The sequence below is a fragment of the Shewanella sp. SM95 genome (genome assembly GCF_025653595.1).
In the GTDB taxonomy this organism is placed as follows: domain Bacteria; phylum Pseudomonadota; class Gammaproteobacteria; order Enterobacterales; family Shewanellaceae; genus Shewanella; species Shewanella oncorhynchi.
Genome location: NZ_JAKKSE010000004.1, coordinates 85,300 through 107,672 on the forward strand (window position 1 = coordinate 85,300; position 22,373 = coordinate 107,672).

Genomic DNA, 22,373 nt, shown 5'->3' on the forward strand with positions numbered 1-22,373 from the left:
ATTTGGCGGCTGACATTTGCCGCCAGTAAACAAAGACTTAAGTCTTAATAAAATAAACAGGGGTTATTTCGATGGCAACACCACACATTAATGCTGTAGAGGGCGCATTCGCTGAGACAATGCTGTTTCCAGGCGATCCATTACGTGCAAAATATATTGCTGAAACATTCTTAGAAAATGTTGAGCAAGTGACTGATGTTCGAAACATGCTAGGTTTTACTGGTACTTACAAAGGTAAGCGTATTTCAGTTATGGGTTCTGGCATGGGTATTCCTTCATGCTCTATCTATGCAACTGAATTAATTCGTGATTACGGCGTTAAGAACCTGATCCGTGTGGGTACTTGTGGTGCGATCAGCACTGACGTTAAAGTACGTGACGTGATCATCGGTATGGGTGCATGTACTGACTCAGCGGTTAACCGTTTACGTTTTAAAGGCCAAGATTTTGCCGCTATCGCTAACTATGAGCTGATGAATGCGGTTATCGAATCTGCGAAAGTTCGTGGCACTAAAGTTCGCGTAGGTAACATTTTCTCTGCGGACCTGTTCTACACTCCTGATCCACAAATGTTTGACGTGATGGAGAAGATGGGCGTATTAGGCGTAGAAATGGAAGCGGCTGGTTTGTACGGCGTTGCCCATGAGTTTGGTGCGCGTGCCCTGTGCGTTGTGACTGTATCTGACCATATCCGCACCGGTGAAAAGACTTCTGCAGAAGAACGTCAAACCACATTCAATGACATGATCATCATGACATTAGAAGCGGCGATTACACTGTAACTGTTACGCTGTAAGAGTGTGCTACTGAAAAGGGTTCGCAATGCGAACCCTTTTTTATGCCAATTTTTAGCGGCTGTTCTATTCGACTTTGTTATTAATGGTTTGGTTATTAGAAATTGCTTGTTTATGGCTTATCTAGAGCTTAGCTATCAATAGATTAGTGATTTACCTTATCTATCGAAATAGAGATTAACCTGTTGAATCTGTGTCGAGATCACTTGGTTCACTGGGTGTTTTTGGCGTCGAGGTTTCGGCCGCAGCGGCTGTTGCTTTAGTCGCGTGTTTTACCCGACGGACACTTTTCACTTTAGGTTTAACCTTAACAGGTACCGCTTGTTCCGCATCGTTTGCCGCGTTTTCAACTGCTGTATTATCCTGTAATTCCAATGAATTTTCTGACGTTTTTTCGGCCTTAGTTTGCACGCTTTCCTGCACGAGCTTATCAACACGGGTCTCTGTCACTGCTTTTGGCGCCTTAGTGGGTTTAGCCGCTTTTTCTTGTGGATGATCAGTGGTCGACACCAGTTGATCTTCGGTTAGCACTTGCGCCAAACCATCATTAACACTTTCTGATTGCTCTTTAGCTGAGGATCGTTTCTTAGGTTTTTTCGGCGCTTGACGCAACTTAACCCTAAAGCGGCGGCGGTCGAAGTCGGCACGTTTGAAAGACAAAGAGCGCGAAAGTAACATACCAATCAAGCCTGCAACCAACAGCATGATTTGTTGTTGCTCCATGTTTAAATTATGGGCTTCTTTGATTTCGTTGAAAAATAACTTGGTATCAAGCCTGACTTCGACATAACCTAGATTTTTCCCTTCTTGGATCACGGGCTCTACATAGGGAGGATATTTGCTTAGCAGCAAATTCATTTCTTCCGAGTCAGGATCAACTACATCCTTAGTGATGCTTTGAGCGAAGGATAGCCGCATGCCTTGGTCACTGAAGATGGCGGCGGACATCACTTTAGGATCTTCCACTAAAGCGCTGGCGAGCCATTGCAACTGCTCATCATTTTGCAGTTGTAGCGCGGGCGCGGCACCATACGCGGTTTGCTGTACCAGTAATCTGGCCATCTTTTGAGTTTGGGACTTTAGAAGCAACTGACCTTGTAGTAGGCTTGTCTGCCACAATTGCACTAAGCCGAATATCAAGGCGAAGGCGGCGGCAATTTGGATCAGTCTACTGATTTTATGGCTTTTCTTTAGCCCTTTAAGATATAACACTTTGACCCTTAAAATGTAGAGCGCTTGCCTAATCATAATTGATTCTGAGTGAGCCCGATAGTTGGAGAATTTAAGTCCGATGGAAAGCTTGAACCAAGATGCGCTTTTTTTGTGGTTAGTCTCTGACCATTCCCCAAGGTTTGAACGCCAAGGGCAAGTGTTTGAACGTTATCAAGAGTCAGCAAACCCCGCTGGTGTTTCACGTGTGCGAATTATTTATCAAGATGCCGCGGTAGAGGCGATAATATCGGCCTGGATAGCGCAATTGCCTCAGTCTAACGTTATCGGTATCGCCCATATCGAACGCCAAGTTGGTTTACATTGTATCGAGTTGGCACTGGTAAATTTGCCTTCTCAGGCACAGTTAGCGGCATTCCCGCAGTCTTTAGCTGAATTGCATGTCATCAATTTTGATTTGCCTTGCTTGAATCATCCCGGTTTATTAGTGATGGACATGGATTCAACGGCGATTCAGATTGAATGTATTGATGAATTAGCGGCTATGGCGGGCGTGGGCAAGCGCGTGGCGGCGATTACTGAACGTGCTATGCAAGGTGAGCTAGATTTTGAGCAGAGTTTGCGTCAGCGTGTGGCACAGCTTAAGGGCGCCGATGCCAGTATTATCACGACCTTGTGCGACAACTTGCCTTTGATGCCTGGGCTTGAGCCTATGCTTTTAGAGCTTAAATCCCATGGCTGGCGTTTAGTGGTGGCATCTGGCGGCTTTACGCCTTTTGTTGGCCATTTAAGGCAGCTTTTAAACTTAGATGCGGCCTTTGCTAATGAGTTAGTGATCACTGACGGTAAACTTGCGGGGGAAGTAACAGGTAAAGTTGTGGATGCGCAGTTTAAAGCAGATGTGGTTGAGCGTTGCAGTGAGCTGTGGCAAATTCCAAAAGGCCAAAGAGTCGCGATCGGCGATGGCGCGAATGATATTCCTATGGTGATGGCAGCGGATTTTGGTATCGCTTTCCATGCGAAACCTAAGCTGGCAGCGGCGGCGGATGCCAATATTCGCCATCTCGACCTGCGAGTTCTACCTTACCTGCTACAAATCTAGGTTATTCATTTATTTAAATATAAGTCTGGATAGAGACTGAGTTAGAGTAAGGACTCTTGTCTTTTATTGATGAGCTGGTAGTTTAGGGATATTGATAAACTACCAGTGACTTATTTTGACTCAGCTCGCCCAAGGCTCAATTTCGACCATTTCACAGTCTTCAATCTACCTGCCGTACCGCGATGGTCAACTGCATCTACGCCAGTTATTACCGGCTGCGCCTGATTTTTCTAAAACGCCTATCCTCATGCTTCATGGTGCTATGTCTAACGGTCGAGTGTTTTATAGCCAGAGTGGCCGTGGTCTTGGTTGTTATTTAGCTAAGGCGGGATTTGTGGTGTATGTGCTGGATACTGCAGGAAGAGGGCTCAGCTTGCCTAAAATCGATCGTGATTTTACCTTAGGGCAGGGTGAAGTGATCCGCGAGCAGTTACCTTTAGTGCAGCAGGCGATTCTCGATTTACATCAAAAAGTCTGCAAAGGCGCCACGGCTCGTAAAGCCGTGGCGCCTTTGCAGGTGCATTGGTGCGCCCATTCATGGGGCGGCGTGTTGATGGCGAGTAGTTTGGCCCGATATCCTGATTTGCAGCAAAGCGTTCGTTCACTGCTTACTTTCGGTAGCAAACGGACAATTCGGGTTAAGTCCTTCAAAAAGTGGTTAATGGTTGATGTTTTTTGGAATCGTTTAGCGCCAGGTTTAGCGATGGGCCAAGGTTACCTCGCCGCCGATAAGCTGCGTATTGGTATGGATAATGAAAGTCGCGCCTCATTAGTTCAAAGTATCGATTGGGTGCGGGGTGATTGGATCGATCACGATGATGGGTTTGATTATGCGAAAGCGGCAAAGCATGCTCATTGGCCACCAGCTTGGTTTATCTCAGGGCAAAACGATACTGTGTTGGGGCATCCAGAAGATGTGGCGGATATGGTCGTAGAGTGTGGTTTTAAACGGGTTAAATCGACGCTTCTCTCTAAGGATAATGGCTTTAAGCATGACTATGGTCATGCAGATATGCTGACGCATTTAGATGCCACCAGTGATCATTTTCCTAAGATAAGGGATTGGTATTTAAGTTTTGATCTGGCGGTATTAAACAATTAAGACTGCTTTTTATGAAGTACTGGGTATCTTAATTCAACTTCTTGGGTAATATCTAACAGTTCGCCGACACCAATCACACGCCATAACTGTTCTTCTAACTGCTTAGCTTTATGGTTTGCATGAATATTAATGTATTCCAATTCACGGCGTAGGTAGTTCATATCAGGCTTCTCTGTCGCGCCGCGATAAATCCGTAGGGCGAGAAACCTGCCTAGTGCTTTGCTCTGATTGATAAAGGTTATCTGTGCTTCGACATCACCGATTTCAGTTGCAAGAGTGCACTTTAAAAAGATTTTTCCGCGAGATTGGCGAATTAACTGAATAAACACTTCAATAAAATCCATGTCCTGTTGGGGTTTCATTTGACGGATAGGTTCGAGAATATCTCGCTTAAAAAAACCGTCTTTTAGCAGTGGCGCTAAATTATATTGCAGGGTATCTGAGGTGCCTGCGGCAAAAATATCGCAGATCTCATCCTGTTGTGTGCCAACGCCTAAACAAGCGACTTGGGCGGATTTTGTCGTTTTTTCAACAAAATAGGGCACAGAATGTAAATCATGCATCAAAATATTTTTTAAACCATCGGCAAGTTCTTTGATTTCACTATTGTTTTCGGTGAGTTGCTCTAATTTTTCTTTGTTATGGGCAATAAGTTTATTTAAAAATTCGACCCCAACATGGGGCGTATGGCCCATAACGGCGGTTAAATGCAAGGTTACACCATTCTTGCGGGTACGCACTAAGCGGTAGGGGAGGTTATCTAACTGTGTTTTGCCTGCAATGGTTTGGAGCTTTGGGAAGCTTAACAGTAGTGGTTTATTTGATGAAAAATCTGCAGGATTATCCAAGGTTAATTGCATGCCTCGGCTAGAAATATCTAAAGTAATGCCCGTGGCTTTGTGCTTGTCTTGAGTCACATTGACTAAGGTTTTAAAGGCGAAACGCGCTTCTTGGCGTCGCTCGCTAAACTGCATGGAAACTAACTTAATTTGATTGGTGGTCAGTCGTTGTTGACCAAAGGTTTTTAGGGCGTTGGCATTACTATCGTCTTGCCAAGCTTTGTAATGGCCTCTGGTATCTTCGTTGCTGATTTCGATGAGCTGAAGCAAATGACTAAATTGTGATAATTGTTGTTCGACCAATGGGCTAAATTTTGCTTCATCTCCGGGGAGGGTCGCACGTCGATAACCCTTATCATGATAAATTTTATCTTGGGTGACTTTGAAGATCCGCCAGCTGGGCTTGGTCGATGCAAAGCCTAAAAATAAAGGCATCATGCCCTTAGCTTTAAGCTCTGCTAAGGTGGCAGAGTAAAAATATAAGCAACCTTGGGCATTATAGGTAAAGCTAAAAAATAGCCCATGGTCGGGATTTTCAGGATGATTAAGTAGCGCAGATAAACGGCTTGGTGTCAGCATAGCTGGTAACTGGCTCACATCATTTTCATCTTGAAAATAATGCACTATCTGCTGGTTATCTCGGCTGAGTAGCATGTGGCTCAAACCTTGAGTTTGAGTATTGAAATATAAAGGTAAGTGCGGTAAATGGGGTAAATAATGACGCTCAAATCCAAGCCCTGTTGCTGTGACTATCACATCATTCACATCTACTTTATAACGCAGTTTGTAGCCGCGGATTAAATTGCCAAGCATTTCACTTAAGGCTTCGCTGCCCCCAATACGCTTGAGTCTTAACCAAATATATTCGCCATTGGTTTGGCTATCGACAACCTCATAGTCAACACCGAGCTGGAGATCGGGATAGTAAAACTCCTCACTGAGTTCCAGTAACTTTATTTTTAGGGGATGGTCGAGATCGAAGGGATGGTTGGCTGCAAGACGAATACGGGCACCACCTACGGATAAATCTGCAGTTATCCCTTGTACTTCACCACGGCCGGTTTGCGATGCTGCGATGCGAATACTGTAATTCATCCGCTCTTCTGTGCGGTTGAAATAACTGCCTAATACCACGCCGGGCACCATAAAAGGCTCTGACTCAGCGGCTTCCACTTGCATGATATTTTGGCGCAACTTTAACCGACGTTGTTGGTGAGCATTGAGCACATACTCGTATACTCCCAAGGTATATTGGTTGCGAAACAGTGACATGGCCTCATGCATACTGTTTTTGGCGGGTTCATCTAAAAAATGTCGCTGTTGACCTAACATCACTTCAACACAAGGAAGCTCAGATTTATCCCTGAGATCGATAATTCGCGTGCATGGTGAAGCCAAACGACTGAGTTCCATTTTCACTAGAAAACGGGTCGAATTGGTTTCATCTATCGTCAGCTGCTGGAAAATCTCATGGAAGTTAGGTTCCATGAGCAATGGCTTGAGCTGTTCGATGAGTGCACTATGGTTATCTAGACTCATGTAGGGTTCTTTTTAATGCTTATTTTGTATTGGGCTGTTAGTCTTATGTCGGCAGTATTCGTAGTTACTTAAATTGATTTTATACAGATTTTAATGAGTTATGGCAAAGAATAAAACGGCGTACGTATGTAATGAGTGTGGACAAGACTTTCCCCGTTGGCAAGGGCAGTGTAGCGCTTGTCAGGAATGGAATACGATCACTGAGGTGAGGCTCGGTGCAGCTTCGCCTGGGCGCAGCACTAAGTTTGTCGGTTATGCCGGAGCAAGCAGCAATGAAGTGAAGACATTAGATCAAATCGATCTTAATGCCTTACCGCGGATCTTGAGTCATTTTGGCGAATTAGATCGAGTGCTCGGTGGTGGGATTGTACCAGGTTCTGCCATTTTGATTGGCGGACATCCAGGCGCAGGTAAGAGTACGCTTTTATTGCAAACTCTGTGTCATTTGGCCGAGCAAATGCCTGCACTGTATGTCACGGGTGAAGAATCGTTGCAGCAGGTAGCGATGCGCGCCCATCGCCTTGGTTTACCAACCAATAAATTGCGGATGTTGTCTGAAACCAGCGTCGAGCAAATTTGCGAAGTTGCCCTTAAAGAATTGCCTAAAGTCATCGTTGTTGACTCGATTCAAGTGATGCACATGAGTGATGTGGCATCGAGCCCTGGCAGTGTGTCGCAGGTGCGTGAATCCGCTTCTTACTTAACCCGTTTTGCGAAAGAAAATGGCATTGCCGTGATTATGGTCGGCCATGTAACCAAAGATGGCAGTTTGGCTGGGCCCAAGGTATTGGAACATTGTATCGACTGCTCTGTGATGTTCGAAGGGGATAGCGATAGTCGTTACCGCACTTTGCGCTCCCATAAAAATCGTTTTGGCGCGATCAATGAATTAGGCGTATTTGCCATGACAGAGCGCGGCTTAAAGGAAGTCGCCAATCCTTCGGCAATCTTCCTTTCTCGTGGTGAAGAAGAATCATCTGGCTCGCTTGTTATGGTGGTTTGGGAAGGCACCCGGCCCTTGTTGGTGGAGCTGCAAGTGCTGGTGGATAACTCGGCCATGTCTAACCCGCGCCGCGTGGCTGTGGGTATGGATGCAAACCGTTTGGCCATGTTGCTTGCCGTAATGCACCGCCATGGTGGTTTGCAGATGTCGGATCAGGACGTGTTTGTTAACGTGGTGGGCGGCGTGAAAGTAACGGAAACCAGTGCCGACTTAACGTTACTCTTGGCTATGGTATCGAGTTTTCGTGGTGACATTTTACCTAGCGATTTAGTTGCCTTTGGTGAGGTTGGGTTGTCCGGCGAAATTCGTCCTGTGCCTAATGGGCAAGAGCGATTAATCGAAGCCGCTAAGCATGGTTTTAAGCGAGCAATAGTGCCCAAGGCCAATGTGCCGAAAAAGCCTCCTGCTGGGATGGAAGTGGTGGGTGTTTCTAAGTTATCCGAAGCGCTAGAAGCGATTTAGCATCAAATGCTCGCGAGTTAACACCTGCAAGCAAAACAGCGCCATTAGGCGCTGTTTTTGTTTGTGAGCGAGTGTCTTAATCTGTGATATTGTGTTTTTCGATAAACAACATGAGTTCACGATTCAGCAAAGAAGCATCACCTAGGTTCAGTTCCACCATACGTTTTAGGTGGCTGATACTATCAACATCGATAAAGTTACACTTCAAACCTAATTGGGCATTTTTTTGATGGACCAACTCAGTTTCCATACGGATCTCAATGTCAGATTCTGGTAAGGCAAAACTGAGGGTAATAGCATCACCCGAATTAATAAAATTTTGCGGTTCTTCAACCAAGGCGCCATTTAGACTCAAATCGAGAATGGTCGTCTCCCACTGTGCACCACCTTGTTGTAGATGTGCGCTCGTGGCAAATAGAATCCGCGAAAACTTACGCCTTTCGTCCATACCCAATCCTTTTTCTTTCATAGTCAGCTAAGTGTAGTCCCATCAGTGCCTCTAAGCATAAGTCATATTGATGTGACTGTAAAAGCAGAGTAATTTTTTGTTCAATCAAGCTACCAAGATCGCATATTCACGCAGGCGGTGTGAATGACGAGGTGTTCGTTACAGAAAGCGTAAGTGTGGCTCCTTAAACAACAACCACTGAAACGTTAATACGCCAAGTATCAATACACTAAGTATCAATACACTAAGTATCAAGGTTTGGTTGACTTGCCATATTCTAATATTGGGAGATGAAGGAGGGGGAAGTTAGCGTACGTTTACGCGGCACTGGCAGACTCTTATCGTGATTAATGTGATATTAAGTAGCAGTTATTACATAGGTTTAGGCGTTTTTTTAAACAACAGATTTCAGTTTTTGCCGCTAATTTTTTATCGAAGTGTAGGCGATGTCTTAGCTATCTTTGGGAGATTCCAGTATCATCCGCGGCCAACAACGGCTGCGTCTACATGGTTAATGGCTTTTTAATCATCGCGAGGCATCACTGCTTGCAGATCATGGATTTTTCCCACAGTAGGAAAATGATGTGGATCTCTCACCCAAGTCTGATGGATTTGGGGCTCTAATCTGCCGCAGCCAGCGTCGCCAATTGCGTTTTAGGGTAATTGGTACCGACCCCATTTTAAGAGATCACAAGGTATAACAATATTATGTCTGAGCAATTGAGTTCAACAGCCGTATCCTCTGGTTCGTTTCTGGACCGTTATTTTTCTATTCAACAACGTGGTAGCACTGTTCGCCAAGAAGTGATTGCGGGATTCACAACCTTCCTCGCTATGGTCTACTCAGTGATTGTGGTGCCTAACATGTTAGGCCAAGCGGGATTTGATCCCGGCGCTGTGTTTATCGCTACCTGTTTAATTGCTTCATTTGGTTCTTTGCTCATGGGTTTATGGGCTAACTTACCTATGGCGATTGGCTGTGCTATTTCGCTCACGGCCTTTACTGCGTTTAGCTTAGTGCTCGGTCAGGGAATGTCGATTCCAGTCACCTTAGGCGCTATTTTCCTAATGGGTGTGACGTTCACACTTGTGAGTGTGACAGGTATTCGCCAGTGGGTGCTGGCTAATTTACCAAAGGGCATAGCCCACGGTACAGGCATAGGTATCGGCTTGTTTTTACTTTTGATTGCGACTAACAGTGTGCAGTTGATTGTGGCCAATAGCGCAGGCTTACCGGTGAAGTTAGGCGACATTAACAGCTTACCTGTTATCGCTACCGTTATAGGTTTAGCGGCGACAATTGGTTTAGAGCGCCGCGGTGTACCAGGCGGTATTTTGTTGGTGATTATCGCGCTATCGGTATTTGGTTTAGTGTTCGATCCGAGCGTTAAATACCAAGGTTTGTTCGCCTTGCCTGATTTTACCTCAGAGCATTCACTGATTGGACAGCTCGATATTATGGGTGCCTTTAATCCTGTGGTATTGCCTATCGTATTAGCGTTAGTGATGACGGCGATTTTTGATGCGACCGGCACTATCCGTGCTGTGGCTGGGCAAGCGAATTTACTCGATAAAGACGACAATATTGTCGGCGGTGGTAAAGCCTTAACCTCAGACTCAGTCAGCAGTATGGTGGCAGGTTTAGTCGGCGGAGCACCAGCGGCTGTGTATATCGAGTCGGCGGCGGGGACTGCAGCGGGCGGTAAGACAGGTTTAACCGCGACTATCGTTGGCGTACTGTTTTTATTGATGATGTTTTTAGCGCCATTAAGCTACTTAGTGCCTGCCTATGCGACAGCGCCTGCTTTGATGTATGTGGGTTTGTTGATGCTGAGTAATGTGGCGAAACTCGATTTTGACGATAAAGTTGATGCCATGTCGGGCTTAACCTGCGCTGTGTTTATCATCTTAAGCTGTAATATCGTTACCGGTATAATGCTGGGTTTTGTGACACTGGTGGTAGGCCGTATTTGCAGTGGCGAATGGCGCAAACTGAAGTTAGGCGTGCTTGCCATCACCTTAGGTTTAGTGGTGTTCTATATGGGTGGTTGGGCGATTTAAGCTAGGCAAACTGAGTGATTTGAACTTAGTTATTGATAACAGAAGCGAGTGCAGTCTTAGGATTAGCACTCGCTTTGATTTTGTGCTCTGTACTCACAATAGGCACGTAATAAGTCTTTCCAAGTAACAATCCCAACCAATTTACCGTCCTCTAACACGGGTAAGCAGCCTATATTGTTATCTAATAACATGCGGGTAGCCGTGTCTAAATTGATGTGGGGTGCGACGGTAACCGGATTACGCGTCATCACTTGATGCACACGTTTTTGTAGGGTTTCTAAGTCTCTTGCGGTTTCGGCGCTACTGCCCAAGTTCGGGCTAATCGCACGCAATAGATCCCGCTCCGATAACACGCCTTCAAGTTGGTACTCATCTACGACCAACAAGTGATGAAAGCTCGCTTGGTCGAAGATTTCCTTCGCCACAGTTAATCGATCGTCCATTTCAACCGTGACGACTCGGGTACTCATAATATCGGCGATAATGATCGGCATGATGATCCCCTGTTAAGCTTGCGCATCCTAGGATGCGCTCTGTTAATGCGCTGCATTACAGTTACTTATAACAGAGTGGTGCAAGTTTAGCCAACACCCATTACAAAGTTTTAACTCAAAGATCTTGGACCTCTGGCTCATCATCCGCTGTTATTGGCATCCGCTCCGATTCGGGTAAGTGTGCGCCTATGTAGCGTTGATACTTTTTGCCTTTCAGTTTGTGGGTGTCCACCAGCACTAAGCCATCGATACAATCGCCAAAGTCGGCGTCGATACCAAAGGCGAGAAACTTAACCCCATCCGCTTTACACAGTTCACCATATTGTTTGTAGAGCGTAGGTACGGCCGCCCCCATACTCGCGAGCACTTGTTTGAGTTGCTTAAAGTTACTCTGATAATCCTCGGAGAAATACAAGTCATCTAACTTAGCTTTTTGGGATTTAGATAAGCCAAAGGGTGACATGGAAACTGCCATCTGCTGCGCAGGTGCAAATTCCCGCGCATAAAAGTGCACTAGCATTTCCCTAGCACTTCCAGGCAGTTGATTACTGATGGACACAGGGCCAAATAGATAACGATATTCAGGATGCTTGGCGAGATAAGCCCCAATGCCAAACCACAGATAATCTAAACTGCGTTTACCCCAATATTTAGGCTGCACAAAGCTGCGACCGAGTTCTAACCCTTGCTTCACAAAGGGCATAAAGCTGTCGGCGTATTGGAATAGGGATTGGCTGTAGAGTGCGTTGTTGCCATATTTTGCTAAGACTTGCTCACCACTGGCAAAACGATAGGCGCCGATAATTTCAAACTGCTCTTTATCCCACAACACTAAGTGTTGGTAGTAGGAATCGTATTTATCGATATCGCGGCGCTTGCCCGAACCTTCGCCTACGGCGCGAAAGGCGATTTCCCTCAGGCGGCCAATTTCCCGCATGATGGGATTACTGTCGTTGTGTTGGTACAGATAAATCAACTTGTTATCTTGCGTTTCCCCTAGAAGTTCACATTGTTGCAGTGCCGCTTGCAGTTCACGGCGCGATTCGGGGTGGGCGATAGCGCTCTGGGTGATAAACAGTGGATCTTTATCTTTGCCGATACGATACAAGTGATTTTTAAGCAGTTTTATCTTGGTCTTGAGTGGAAAGTCCATTGAGCGTACGGCTTCATTAGAAATGAGCTCGCCAATGCGGATCGGCATATTACGTTTAGCCTGCTTGAACATTTCCTTCACTAGCAGCAGTGTCGCAAGTGGCTTGTAAATCATAGATGCGCCGTAGAAAGTGGCAGAGTTTTTGGCATCTAAAAATATTGGCAGTAGGGGCGCATTGCAGGAAATCGCCATCTTTAAAAAGCCTGAGTGCCATTGGGTATCACGCACGCCGTTAGGGCGCAGACGCGAGACTTCGCCCGACGGAAAAATCAGCACTGCGCCTTCGTTACGCAGGTGCTGGTGGATTTTTTCTAAATGCTGTTTCGGTGTGCCGCCGGTCATATTGCGCACTGGCAGTAGGATTGAGTGCAGCGGTTCCAGCGCCATCAAGAGTTCATTCGCGACGACTTTAATATCAGGGCGAACTTCACTGATGAGTTTGATGAGCGCTAATGCATCGAGTGAACCTATAGGATGGTTCGCGAATATGACCACTCGGCCTTCACAGGGAATATTTTCTATTTCGTTGGCGGGTACGGTAAAACTAAAGTCAAAACTCGCCAGCATTTGTTCGACAAAATCTACGCCCTGTAAATAGGTATATTGACTGGCGATATCGTTGCACTGTTTTTCATTGAGCAGGTAACGCAGCATGGCCTTGGCAGGTTTAGCTAGCCAAGGTTTGTCATTGATCGCTGGTAGATTTTGTTCAACCACATTATCAACGGTAAAAATCATGTTATTCGCCTTGAACGGCACAGTATGCTTGTTATGGCTAAGGCTGCTGTTTAGCATTTGTTCATTGTATTCCATAGCGTTATGTAATTGATTCATAGTGTTAGGCAACATCCCTTGGGCGAGTTTCGCCGGTATTTATGTTTGGCATTTGCTGCGCTGCCGTTTTTTGTTGCTTGTCTTTGTGCGTCTCTGGTGGCAGTTGTACCAGCGCTATACTGTTGAGAATATCGAGCTTGAGCGTTTGCTCGTTCCAGCGGCAAAGTTGTAATTCGCCGCTTAAGGTTTCTGTGATTAAACTGCAGTTTTCGACCCAGTCACCGTCGTTGGCGTAGATGATCTGCCTCTTTTCAGGGGGACTGAGTGGTGAGTAATATTGGGCTGCTCTGGGGTGAGTCGAGAGTTCGGGCTGATGGATATGACCGCAGATCACACCGTCAACATCAAAGTGCTGGGCATAGTTGAGTACCGCTTGACGGTAATGTCCAATAGCGGCTTGAGCCTTACCCACTTTGGACTTGATATAACTTGCCAGTGACCAATAGGGGTAACCTAAGCGTTCCCGCAAGCTATGGAGATTGCGATTGAGGAACAATAATAGGTCATATAAATGGTCGCCCAATATGGCGTAGAAACGGCCGACACACACATCGGCATCAAACTGATCCCCGTGGAGCATCAAGAGTTTATGGCCGCCAATTCCGTGGTGAATATGTTGGCGGGCAATTTTAATATTCCACAGGCTTAGCTCTGCGTAGGGTTTAATCAGTTCGTCGTGGTTGCCCGGCAGATAAATCACTTGGGTGCCGTTTTGTGCCAGTTCAATGAATTTCTGCAGTACCTTATTGTGGCTATCGGGCCAGTGCAGCTTACGTTTCAACGCCCATAAATCGACTATGTCACCGACCAGATACAAGTGCTGACAACGCACGGTTTCAAGCAAGCTGAGCAGGTAGTCAGCCTTGCAATCCTTACAGCCTAAATGGATATCTGACAACCAGAGGGCGTTAACTGTGATGCTTGCTGTATGGGCTGAAGTTAATGCGGATGGGGTAATCGCGGCATAATTGAATTGATTTGAGGATGTTGGTGCTAATGTTGGCGTTTGTGTTGAGCGATTAAAGATGGGAGGAGAAAGGCTGGGGTCATTTATCTCTTCCCGCGTAGACCTCTCAAGTTTCCTGAAATTAAATCCTGTCATCTCGTATTCACCCCATTAGGCTGTTAACGAATATGAGCTTAGTGGGGGGCTTTGACCGAATGATGAAGTTTAGATGACATGCAGATGACAAAAGGTGAATTAGCCTGGACTGAACCTGCAAGATTCACATCAGGATGCAATTAGATCCGATAGGTTGGTTTAACTTACTTCTGCCCCAAAGCTTGCTAGCATTCATTTAGTGAGTCGAAAACGGACGAATAAATTGCCCTACAAAATCTCATCTATTTAACGAATGTTTGGCCCTACCGTAAAGCGACTAACAATGTATGGGTACAGTCGTATTTAAATTTAGATGCTTTTGAGTGTTTTTAAGCTCATTTTTTTACGCGTTTATCCAGCATGAAATTAACAAAACCCTTTAAAATCATTTGTATATATTTTTCCAAAATTAGTTAATAGGTTTGGAAAACGCGCATGCGCGTTTTTCCGGATGGTGTATTTGATAAAAAACTGATAAGTTCTTTGCATACAGGTAGTTAACTGTGCGCGTTTTCACTGGTCTAATGAGGTAAACGCGCATGCGCACTAATAAAATGTTAGGCATACACAATGAGCCGTAGATATCTCAATCTTCAGGAAGCCGAATCGGCGCTTAAACGAGGAAAAGCAGTTGAGTGCTTCCTTGGCGGATGCGAACGGGATGGCCGTGCCGGCATAAAGTGGCTAAGCATTCGGGGGGCCGGCCCCCAAATAGATGTCTCGGTTTACGAAACAGCCGACTTGGGTGATGAGTCATTCCTTGATATTTATGAATTTGGTCCGCTTGATCCAGACCTGGAGCTTGAAGAAGCAAATGAAGACATATCGTTCGCTTCATTTGGACAAGCGATCGAATTTATTGAGCAGCGATTCACTGGATCATCTGAAAAGTTACTGAATGAGCTAATGATTCAAGACGAATATGCTGACTATATCTCGAGAGGTAGGGAGTAGAAATGCCTAACAATCGCAGGCACAGCGACGGCTTTTTCGTTGCGGCTTCGCCTCCACTACAAAGCCGCGCGTGCTGCTGGCGTTAGGAGTCGCCAGGACATAATCATGGACCATTACCGCCCGGACAAAAACATTTGGGATCACCATGACTTCAAAATCATGGGTTGGCATGACGCCACAATTTGGTCAATGGTGGCAAATACTGAGTCCTTCGAGTTTCTGATTGACCTTGATTACATATTCAAATGGGTTGATCCAGGCCCCGGCGAAACCTATTACAAGTTCTGGGTTGCACCAGTAACAATGGTCTTTGAAAATGCTTTTGACGTAAGAGTGGATATCCAATCATCTCAAGGAGATATGGAGATTTCGGCTCTGCATTGCACAGAGCTGGGCCCCTCTCCAAATGGGAAGTTTACTCAGTACAAATTTTGCTTTGCATGCCAGGAAGGAGAAGTATCTTTGCAAGCAACGGGGTACAAAATGTATATCCGTCAGAGTCCGACCCTTCTCGATCGACAATCTCTAGGGTTCCTGAGCAGAGGCGGTGTCAGTTTTGATCGCAGTGTCAGCAACTCCTAACAACTGGTTCAAACCGTTCGCTTCGCTCACTGGGACGGGCTAAAGCCCGCCCCTTAACCATACGTTAACTGTACGAAAGTATCGAGTTGGTAATGTCGAATAAAACCGTATTAGAAAGACTTTTAAACGAAATAGAGAAGTACGATAAAAATCGTAATGATCGTGATGCTTTTGCACAAATAGTTTATGAGTCAATCGAAGCCCTGGAGGGGATACCCTATTCAGTTCAGCAGCAAGGTAGGGATTGGCAGTACAAAATTGAAACTGAGGAATACTTCGACAAAGAGGGCTTTGAGTCTGAAATCAATGAGGTAATCCCAAAACTTAAAGCGTGGGTCGATGAGCTTATTCAATCCCACAGTTAACAAGGCCTGCCAGAGGGACTGCCAAACCGCGACGCGCTTTGTCTGCCCCTGCTGGCGGCGTTATGCGTACTGATGAGGAGTCTTCTACATGGAACATAATTTTGAGAAGTTAAAAGAGCATATATTGCCTTTGTCCAATTCAACTGACTTTCATCATGCAAAAAACGAGTGGAAACTTGTTGGTGTTGAAATAAATGAAGACTGGGATAATTGTCCCTGTGGGCAATCGATTAAAGAGCTTTGTTATATTGAAAACCAACTCAACAATCAAAAGACTTACGTTGGTAATGTTTGTATTAACAAATTTATTGGCATTGATACTGGTAACTTATTTGCTGGTCTAAAACGAATAGCTAAAAATGACTCAGCTAACGCAAATGAAGATCTAATAATCCATGCTTATAAACTAGGTTATATATTTGAAAATGAATATAGCTTTCTTATGGACACAAAAAACAAACGAAAATTGTCAGAGAAACAACTTGCTTGGAAACAAAAAATAAACAATCGAATTACAAGCCAAACCGTAGTTCGAGCAAAAGTGTAAATACGCATAGCAAGGCGTTTAAATAGAACTAAAACAGTGAGTTACGTTTCGCTTCGCTACACGTTATAACCCACAGTTTTAGTCCGCTTAACGCGGCGTTACCCATAGAAATCTTAATCCGAAACTCAAAAATTAGAGTTGGGAATCTAACACGCATTTGTCCCAAAGCGTGCTGGGTATCTCCTTCAAACCCGCATGTTCCACTAATGCCAAAAAGGTGAGCCGTGGTGATTTGCGAGACGACCGTCCGCCCCATGGACGGGGCGGTCGAGCATCCAAGGACGGACTTGCTGCGAGTCGACGAGCAAATGGTATGGCAAACCTATAAGTCGGGGCCTATGCATTAAGTTCCCTACAGCTTAAGTTATAAGTCACTCAATCGTACTATTCGTGCACTTTTGTCCCAAAGCGTGCTGGGTATCTCCTTCATACAGACTGGTTACACTATTGCCCAAAAGGTGAGCCATGGTGATTGGCGAGACGACCGTCCGCCCCATGGACGGGGCGGTCGAGCATCCAAGGACGGACTGGCTGCGAGTCGACGAGCGAATGCCATGGCAAGCCTGTGAGAGTGAATATCAGCAAACGCTAAACTGCTAACAACTAAAATTACTGGTCCAAAACATTAGTCTCCAACACATACCGGTCCAAAAGTATGTTGCGTATGTCTTTAAATCTACAGATTACGCGAATGCACGAAAGGTGGAACCATGGTGATTAGCGAGACGACCGTTCGCCCTATGGCCGTTCTTTGGCGTCCATGCCATCGCGGCATTTGTGAATCTTTTCATATCAGACGGGGCGGTCGAACATCCACGGATGGACTATTGCGTGTTGCCGAGCAAATGCCATGACTCATCCATCCATCAGATCCAGCTTTTAAGTGTCCAAAAGTGAGTTGTGTGGTTACGAGTGGAGGTTGTACGATTAAGTAACACGATATAATCAAAACGGTCAGTTTGTGTATGAGTTACTACAAAAAAGGGGAGCCAGTTAATCTGACTCCCCTTTTAGCTGAGCTATTGTTGCCGTTAGCTTTTAGAACAATAAATGCGCTACACCTGCGATAACAGGCAGTGTCACTAAGGTGCGTAGAATAAACACCACGAAAAGCTCAACGAAGTTGACGGGAATTTTACTGCCGATAAGCAGTGCACCGACTTCACTCATATAGATCAACTGAGTCACAGACAAGGCTGCAATTACAAAGCGGGTCATATCTGATTCAATTGAGCTGGCAAGGATTGACGGAATAAACATATCCGCAAAACCGACCACGATTGTTTTAGAGGCTTCAGTGGCTTCTGGAATATGCAGTAATTCGAGTAATGGAATAAACGGCATACCCAAATAGTTAAATATGGGCGTGTGCTCGGCAATAATCAGTGCCAGCGTACCAATGGCCATTACCACAGGAATAATACCAAACACCATATCGACAACGTTTTTAATACCTTCATTTAAGACCGCTTTTATGCCACCGGCACTGGCGGCTTTTTCTAAGGCTTTATCAAAGCCCCAAGATAAGGCGCCATGTCCAGCTGGGATTAGCTCATCATCTGGCATGCGTGGTGTGTCATCTATGTAGTTGTCTTTCTTCCACGATAATGGTGGCAACTTAGGCACAATCACAGCGGCGGCAAAACCCGCGAGGCACACAGTCAAATAAAAGGGCACAAACATATGCTCTAACTTAACTTGTGAAATCACCACTAAGCTGAAGGTAATCGATACCGCCGAGAAGGTTGTACCAATAACTGCGGCTTCTCTCTGGGTATAAAAACGGGCTTCGTATTGTTTGCTGGTCAGCAAAATGCCGACACTGCCATCACCTAACCATGAGGCCATACAATCGATAGCGCTACGACCCGGTAGATTGAACACGGGACGCATGACTTTCGTTAAGAGTGTGCCAAAGAGCTCGAGTAGGCCGAAGTTCAGCAGCAGCGGCAGTAACATACCCGCAAAGATAAATACCGAGAACAACACAGGTAATAAGTCGTTTAAGACTAATGCGCCAGTGCTCGAGGAGTTGATGATCTCTGGACCTAAACCTAAGTAAGTCAGTACGATAAACACTGCACCTAAGATCCGAGTTGTCAACCACATAGGGCTGACATTCAATAAACCATTAAGGAAGTGATTTTGCGTAACGAATGTGGGCTTAAACACTTTTGACAGTAAAGAGGCCAGCGCCGTAGTCACAACAATAATAGTCACTATGAGGGTTAGCACACCGCTCAATGCACCTTGCAGTGCTTTAGATATGATAGCGATAGGAATTGTGATCGCATCGTTGTAGCTGATAGGGGTCATAAATAACAACAGACCAATCAGCGAAGGGACGATAAAGGTGAGTATCGTCTTAATGTTTCGGTTTTTATTTTCAGTAGCCAATGTTGTACACCTTAAAGTACGAGTCGTACATGGTAAATTTGAATAAATAGCCGCACGTAACAAGCTGTCGACGCTAATTAAGGTGCATTTAAATTCAACTCAAAAACGAGAATGGGGAAGATTACTCGCTTAGCTTCTCTATGTAAAACGATTCGCTAGTTAGTTTGATATAAGCAGCAAAACAGCATAGTTATTTTACTTTAGTTGTCGATAAATTAAGAGTGGCTATATTGGCTTACATTACTGTAAAAGCATTATTAAACATAGCTTTACCATCACTTACCCTAGAAGGGTTAACGACTGGTTAATTACTTGTTTACTGATGTGTGTGAAACTATCTAGATGTTATTTCTGCACAAAAAAACATCAGCAACTTTAGCCCTATCGCCATGTTGGCTGGTTTTCTGTTCGATTTGAAAGTGCAATAGAGATAACTCTGGCTATATAGCGTTGACGAGAACCTGTTGTGCATATCGCGGTAATGTTAAGGAGTCTTGGGCACTAGGACACATTTTTATGCGATAAGCCTTTAAATCGACTTATCTCTAAAAGTGACCTTCTCCATTATCTTGATGTTTTTGTGATTGACTAAAAAGTCGCAAATAACGATGAAAGTAAAAATATTATTCATAAAGCGGATACCCGCCGCTTTAAATCTTCTCATTTCCATGTAAGTTAGTATTACTCCCATCCAGCTCTAGTATTCATGATCGCAAAAGTACAGAAGGTTACGATTAAAGGCGGCTCAACACTGGCCATTAAGTTTGGTTTTTTGGGGATCTTTGGGCTTTTAATTGGCATTGTCATTACTGTTTTGGGGTTCGATGATTCTGAATTCCATCGCTTCAATTTTTTGAATCATACCCTAAGTGAATTAGGGACTTATGGTCATTCGTCTTTCGCTGTCATTCTCAACGGTGGATTGTTTTTTGGCAGTTTAAGCCTCGTTTTCTATTGTTTGTCTTCTTTGCAGCAGGTAACTTCTTGCTGGGGATATCCTTTCTTTATCAGTTTGGCTCTCACTTTTCTGGCTTTAGCGAGCGTGGGATTATTTCCGGTGAACGTGTATCACTTGCATGTTCTTGGGCTGAAATGGTTTTTCTATCTGGGGAGTTTGAGTGCGATCTTCTATTTAGCCTTGGTCTGTTTCGGCAAGTCTAACTTTGGCCGTTGGACTGGGTTGTTGGCGTTAATAGTCTTATGTAGCATGTTGACGTTTCTGTATGCGCCACAGCTCAATTTAGGTTTGACCGAAGGCGATAGACCGTTTTATCAGGAGATGGTATTGCAACTGCCGCGTCCTACTTTGTGGTGGCCAGCCCTACTAGAATGGATTGGACTGGGAAGTTTATTGTGCTGGACAAGTGTGCTGCTTTTTAGCCAGTTAAACTTCAGCCAAGATCCCAAAATCATTGGCTGAGTTATCTTTGAATTTAGACTTATCTTCAGCTCTAGGCTATGGATTCACATGCACAGCAAGGCCCGCTTCACCAAACCAATAACCGTTGCACTGGGTTATACCAAGATTGCTATTCATCGAAAAATCCTGAACATTTTTAGTCGCTTGAATCGTATCGACCAAAGTATTGGCTTTAGTGATGCAGTCAAGACTACTGGGTGATACTCGAAACACATCGACCCCTATTTGTGTCATTGCCGCTATTTCACTGCGTAAATCTAAACAGCTAGCGGATTGGGTTTGAATTCCATTGAGCCTGAGTAAAGGTTGCTGCTCTTGGGTTTGCGCGAGTAGTCCTTTACTGTATTCACGGCATACCGTTTCGCAATGATCTTTCGTGAGCTGTTTGTGCCTAGCGGTAAAGCAGCGCGCCGAATGGGCGAGTGGTAAATAGCCGTGGCCGAGCACTTCCACCTCAAATGATGGCTGCTCTTGAATTACTTGTTGTAACCAAGCCTTAGATAGCTCCACTGGCATGACAAATCTTTGCATTCCAAACCGCTGCAAAATGTCTAAACTAGCACGATTGTAGTTATTGATACTCGCGCCGCAGACAAAGGGTAACTTACGCTCTTTGGCAAGATACACTGCCGCCATATCGTTTGCTTCGACGATAAACTCACCGTTATCGACCTGGCGTTTGAGCTCAGTATATTCAGATGGCGCTTCGATTAAGGCCAGCGTCGAAAGCACGACTTCTTTACCCGCCTGCTTGAGCATTTGCGCCAGCTCCAGATAATCGCCCCACTTGAGTTCGCGTCTGCGGCTACAAACCGCCTCACCTAAATACACTAAGGGAATTTGACTGGCGGCGACTTGCTGGTAAAAGTCAGCGACTTGCTGTTTCTGCCAGCAATATAACAGTGGTCCTAGGGAAATCTTCATAAGGTGTCCTTTGTCAATCTTGCTCTCTATTTACCTTTTATTGCCAATCGCGCTCGTAGGCGCCAAGCGTAGTGATCTGACCCTCGGATACTTTCGCTAGGGCTTGTTCCCAATGGGGTTGATTTTGGCTTTGTGAGTACAGCGCTGGATTATTTAGATAGGTGTCTATGGCTTGACGCCATACTCGAGTGACTTGTTCAACATAGGCGGGGCTGCGTTGACGTCCTTCGATTTTCAGCGACACTATGCCCGCCTTGGCTAGCTCTGGAAGTAAGCTTAAGGTATTCAAACTGGTTGGTGATTCGAGTAAATATTGCGGCGAATCTTGATCTGCTGTGATGTAACGGCCTTTGCATACCACGGGATAACCCATTTGTTCGTCGAGGGCCGATTTATCAATTAACACATCGTTGAGCCGGGTTAATCTGTTCTGCCCTTCTTCTTGCCAGCGTACGTGTTTTGCTGGTGAACAAGATCCACCTGTGTTGGGCGATTGGCCCGTTACATAGGATGACAGCTGGCAACGCCCTTCGGCCATAATGCACAGACTACCAAAGGCGAATACTTCCAAATCCACTGGGCTGACTTTAGCAAGATCCCGTACTTGTTTCATGGATAACACCCGTGGCAATACTACTCGGGCGATGTTAAAGGCTTCCTTATAAAAGCTCAGCGCACCCAGATTGGTTGCACTGGCCTGCACCGATAAATGCAGTGGCAGGTTTGGATAGTGCCTATGGGCATAATCGAGTAAAGAAAGATCGGCGACAATTAATGCATCCATACCCAGTTTTGCCGCTAAATCGATAGCCTGATACCAACGATGCTCTTCACCGGGCTTTGGAAAAGTATTTAAGGTTAAAAAGATTTTTTTGCCGTGCTTTTGCGTCAACTCAGTGGCTTCTTGCAATTTTGCGGGGGTGAAGTTTAATCCTGCAAACGAGCGCGCGTTGGTGTCGTCTTTTAACCCTAGATACACAGCGTCGGCTCCGGCATGTAATGCCGACTTTAGCGAGGCCAGATTTCCTGCTGGACACAACAGCTCCATAGTGATGCTCCCGATAAAATGATAGCCGCTGAG

At 45.3% G+C, this 22,373-nt stretch carries 19 protein-coding genes; 10 read left to right on the forward strand and 9 right to left on the reverse strand.

All coding sequences use genetic code 11. The annotated features are described in order from the left end of the window. The first annotated feature begins 71 nt into the window (after window positions 1-71). Entirely contained in the window at window positions 72-782 is a 711-nt protein-coding gene (deoD, locus tag L5M29_RS07245) for a purine-nucleoside phosphorylase (protein ID WP_006086929.1), read from the forward strand. A gap of 189 nt (window positions 783-971) precedes the next feature. Here the strand turns inward: deoD and L5M29_RS07250 are convergent, their stop codons facing one another. Beyond that, complete coding sequence (locus tag L5M29_RS07250; RefSeq protein ID WP_411569038.1) at window positions 972-2,006, reverse strand: YtjB family periplasmic protein; 1,035 nt, start codon at window positions 2,004-2,006, stop codon at window positions 972-974. 79 nt (window positions 2,007-2,085) lie between these two features. Between L5M29_RS07250 and serB the strand changes: the two genes are divergently transcribed. Together serB and L5M29_RS07260 are read left to right on the forward strand one after the other, a co-directional pair. Further along, the gene (serB, locus tag L5M29_RS07255) at window positions 2,086-3,066 is read left to right on the forward strand and encodes a phosphoserine phosphatase SerB (protein WP_263167014.1); all 981 of its coding nucleotides are present in this window, start codon (window positions 2,086-2,088) and stop codon (window positions 3,064-3,066) included. A gap of 115 nt (window positions 3,067-3,181) precedes the next feature. Further along, complete coding sequence (locus L5M29_RS07260; RefSeq protein WP_212599319.1) at window positions 3,182-4,168, forward strand: alpha/beta fold hydrolase; 987 nt, start codon at window positions 3,182-3,184, stop codon at window positions 4,166-4,168. On the opposite strand, the gene L5M29_RS07265 is transcribed toward L5M29_RS07260, so the two are convergent. Beyond that, window positions 4,165-6,546: a PilZ domain-containing protein gene (locus L5M29_RS07265; protein ID WP_263167015.1), complete on the reverse strand. Its 2,382-nt coding sequence runs from the start codon at window positions 6,544-6,546 to the stop codon at window positions 4,165-4,167. The genes L5M29_RS07260 and L5M29_RS07265 overlap by 4 nt on opposite strands. Before the next feature lie 100 nt (window positions 6,547-6,646). On the opposite strand from L5M29_RS07265, the gene radA reads away from it, so the two are divergent. Beyond that, window positions 6,647-8,011: a DNA repair protein RadA gene (gene radA, locus L5M29_RS07270; RefSeq protein WP_006082696.1), complete on the forward strand. Its 1,365-nt coding sequence runs from the start codon at window positions 6,647-6,649 to the stop codon at window positions 8,009-8,011. Window positions 8,012-8,087: 76 nt separating this feature from the next. Here radA and L5M29_RS07275 read toward each other — a convergent pair whose 3' ends face one another. Next, the gene (locus L5M29_RS07275; protein WP_173243387.1) at window positions 8,088-8,459 is read right to left on the reverse strand and encodes a PilZ domain-containing protein; all 372 of its coding nucleotides are present in this window, start codon (window positions 8,457-8,459) and stop codon (window positions 8,088-8,090) included. A 708-nt stretch (window positions 8,460-9,167) separates the two neighbouring features. Between L5M29_RS07275 and L5M29_RS07280 the strand changes: the two genes are divergently transcribed. After that, window positions 9,168-10,520 carry an NCS2 family permease gene (locus L5M29_RS07280; RefSeq protein ID WP_105251716.1) on the forward strand — a complete coding sequence of 451 codons (1,353 nt, stop codon included), beginning with the start codon at window positions 9,168-9,170 and terminating at the stop codon, window positions 10,518-10,520. 62 nt (window positions 10,521-10,582) lie between these two features. Here the strand turns inward: L5M29_RS07280 and L5M29_RS07285 are convergent, their stop codons facing one another. From L5M29_RS07285 to L5M29_RS07295, 3 genes are all read right to left on the reverse strand, one after another. Then, window positions 10,583-11,014 carry a CBS domain-containing protein gene (locus L5M29_RS07285; RefSeq protein ID WP_113939315.1) on the reverse strand — a complete coding sequence of 144 codons (432 nt, stop codon included), beginning with the start codon at window positions 11,012-11,014 and terminating at the stop codon, window positions 10,583-10,585. Window positions 11,015-11,129: 115 nt separating this feature from the next. After that, window positions 11,130-13,016, reverse strand: coding sequence for a lysophospholipid acyltransferase family protein (locus L5M29_RS07290; RefSeq protein ID WP_263167016.1), 1,887 nt, complete (start codon window positions 13,014-13,016; stop codon window positions 11,130-11,132). Beyond that, the gene (locus L5M29_RS07295) at window positions 13,006-14,103 is read right to left on the reverse strand and encodes a UDP-2,3-diacylglucosamine diphosphatase (protein WP_263167018.1); all 1,098 of its coding nucleotides are present in this window, start codon (window positions 14,101-14,103) and stop codon (window positions 13,006-13,008) included. Before L5M29_RS07295 ends, L5M29_RS07290 begins: the two co-directional genes overlap by 11 nt. Before the next feature lie 570 nt (window positions 14,104-14,673). Between L5M29_RS07295 and L5M29_RS07300 the strand changes: the two genes are divergently transcribed. The 4 genes from L5M29_RS07300 to L5M29_RS07315 all read left to right on the forward strand — a co-directional run bounded on the left by L5M29_RS07300 (window position 14,674) and on the right by L5M29_RS07315 (window position 16,551). Beyond that, the gene (locus tag L5M29_RS07300) at window positions 14,674-15,057 is read left to right on the forward strand and encodes a hypothetical protein (RefSeq protein WP_115334423.1); all 384 of its coding nucleotides are present in this window, start codon (window positions 14,674-14,676) and stop codon (window positions 15,055-15,057) included. 105 nt (window positions 15,058-15,162) lie between these two features. Then, a complete protein-coding gene (locus tag L5M29_RS07305) occupies window positions 15,163-15,639 on the forward strand; it encodes a hypothetical protein (RefSeq protein WP_263167021.1) in 477 nt (158 codons plus the stop codon). Between the two features lie 92 nt (window positions 15,640-15,731). After that, window positions 15,732-16,004, forward strand: a complete 273-nt coding sequence (locus tag L5M29_RS07310) for a hypothetical protein (protein ID WP_219235952.1) — start codon at window positions 15,732-15,734, stop codon at window positions 16,002-16,004. Window positions 16,005-16,092: 88 nt separating this feature from the next. Further along, the gene (locus tag L5M29_RS07315) at window positions 16,093-16,551 is read left to right on the forward strand and encodes a hypothetical protein (protein WP_219235956.1); all 459 of its coding nucleotides are present in this window, start codon (window positions 16,093-16,095) and stop codon (window positions 16,549-16,551) included. A 1,038-nt stretch (window positions 16,552-17,589) separates the two neighbouring features. Here L5M29_RS07315 and L5M29_RS07320 read toward each other — a convergent pair. Further along, window positions 17,590-18,948, reverse strand: a complete 1,359-nt coding sequence (locus tag L5M29_RS07320; protein ID WP_173243401.1) for a YjiH family protein — start codon at window positions 18,946-18,948, stop codon at window positions 17,590-17,592. A 706-nt stretch (window positions 18,949-19,654) separates the two neighbouring features. On the opposite strand from L5M29_RS07320, the gene L5M29_RS07325 reads away from it, so the two are divergent. After that, window positions 19,655-20,368, forward strand: a complete 714-nt coding sequence (locus L5M29_RS07325; RefSeq protein WP_113939320.1) for a hypothetical protein — start codon at window positions 19,655-19,657, stop codon at window positions 20,366-20,368. Window positions 20,369-20,404: 36 nt separating this feature from the next. Here L5M29_RS07325 and L5M29_RS07330 read toward each other — a convergent pair whose 3' ends face one another. Beyond that, window positions 20,405-21,292 carry a U32 family peptidase gene (locus tag L5M29_RS07330; RefSeq protein ID WP_263167027.1) on the reverse strand — a complete coding sequence of 296 codons (888 nt, stop codon included), beginning with the start codon at window positions 21,290-21,292 and terminating at the stop codon, window positions 20,405-20,407. Between the two features lie 37 nt (window positions 21,293-21,329). Next, entirely contained in the window at window positions 21,330-22,340 is a 1,011-nt protein-coding gene (locus tag L5M29_RS07335; protein WP_113939322.1) for a peptidase U32 family protein, read from the reverse strand. Window positions 22,341-22,373 lie beyond the last annotated feature (33 nt).

Coding starts and splice junctions, on each gene's coding strand:
- L5M29_RS07290 (WP_263167016.1), bottom strand. CDS start 13,016: ATGTTGCCTAACACTATGAATCAATTACATAACGCTATGGAATACAAT.
- L5M29_RS07330 (WP_263167027.1), bottom strand. CDS start 21,292: ATGAAGATTTCCCTAGGACCACTGTTATATTGCTGGCAGAAACAGCAA.
- L5M29_RS07300 (WP_115334423.1), top strand. CDS start 14,674: ATGAGCCGTAGATATCTCAATCTTCAGGAAGCCGAATCGGCGCTTAAA.
- L5M29_RS07265 (WP_263167015.1), bottom strand. CDS start 6,546: ATGAGTCTAGATAACCATAGTGCACTCATCGAACAGCTCAAGCCATTG.
- L5M29_RS07275 (WP_173243387.1), bottom strand. CDS start 8,459: ATGGACGAAAGGCGTAAGTTTTCGCGGATTCTATTTGCCACGAGCGCA.
- L5M29_RS07315 (WP_219235956.1), top strand. CDS start 16,093: ATGGAACATAATTTTGAGAAGTTAAAAGAGCATATATTGCCTTTGTCC.
- L5M29_RS07295 (WP_263167018.1), bottom strand. CDS start 14,103: ATGACAGGATTTAATTTCAGGAAACTTGAGAGGTCTACGCGGGAAGAG.
- L5M29_RS07310 (WP_219235952.1), top strand. CDS start 15,732: ATGTCGAATAAAACCGTATTAGAAAGACTTTTAAACGAAATAGAGAAG.
- L5M29_RS07285 (WP_113939315.1), bottom strand. CDS start 11,014: ATGCCGATCATTATCGCCGATATTATGAGTACCCGAGTCGTCACGGTT.
- radA (WP_006082696.1), top strand. CDS start 6,647: ATGGCAAAGAATAAAACGGCGTACGTATGTAATGAGTGTGGACAAGAC.
- L5M29_RS07335 (WP_113939322.1), bottom strand. CDS start 22,340: ATGGAGCTGTTGTGTCCAGCAGGAAATCTGGCCTCGCTAAAGTCGGCA.
- L5M29_RS07325 (WP_113939320.1), top strand. CDS start 19,655: ATGATCGCAAAAGTACAGAAGGTTACGATTAAAGGCGGCTCAACACTG.
- L5M29_RS07305 (WP_263167021.1), top strand. CDS start 15,163: ATGGACCATTACCGCCCGGACAAAAACATTTGGGATCACCATGACTTC.
- serB (WP_263167014.1), top strand. CDS start 2,086: ATGGAAAGCTTGAACCAAGATGCGCTTTTTTTGTGGTTAGTCTCTGAC.
- L5M29_RS07280 (WP_105251716.1), top strand. CDS start 9,168: ATGTCTGAGCAATTGAGTTCAACAGCCGTATCCTCTGGTTCGTTTCTG.
- deoD (WP_006086929.1), top strand. CDS start 72: ATGGCAACACCACACATTAATGCTGTAGAGGGCGCATTCGCTGAGACA.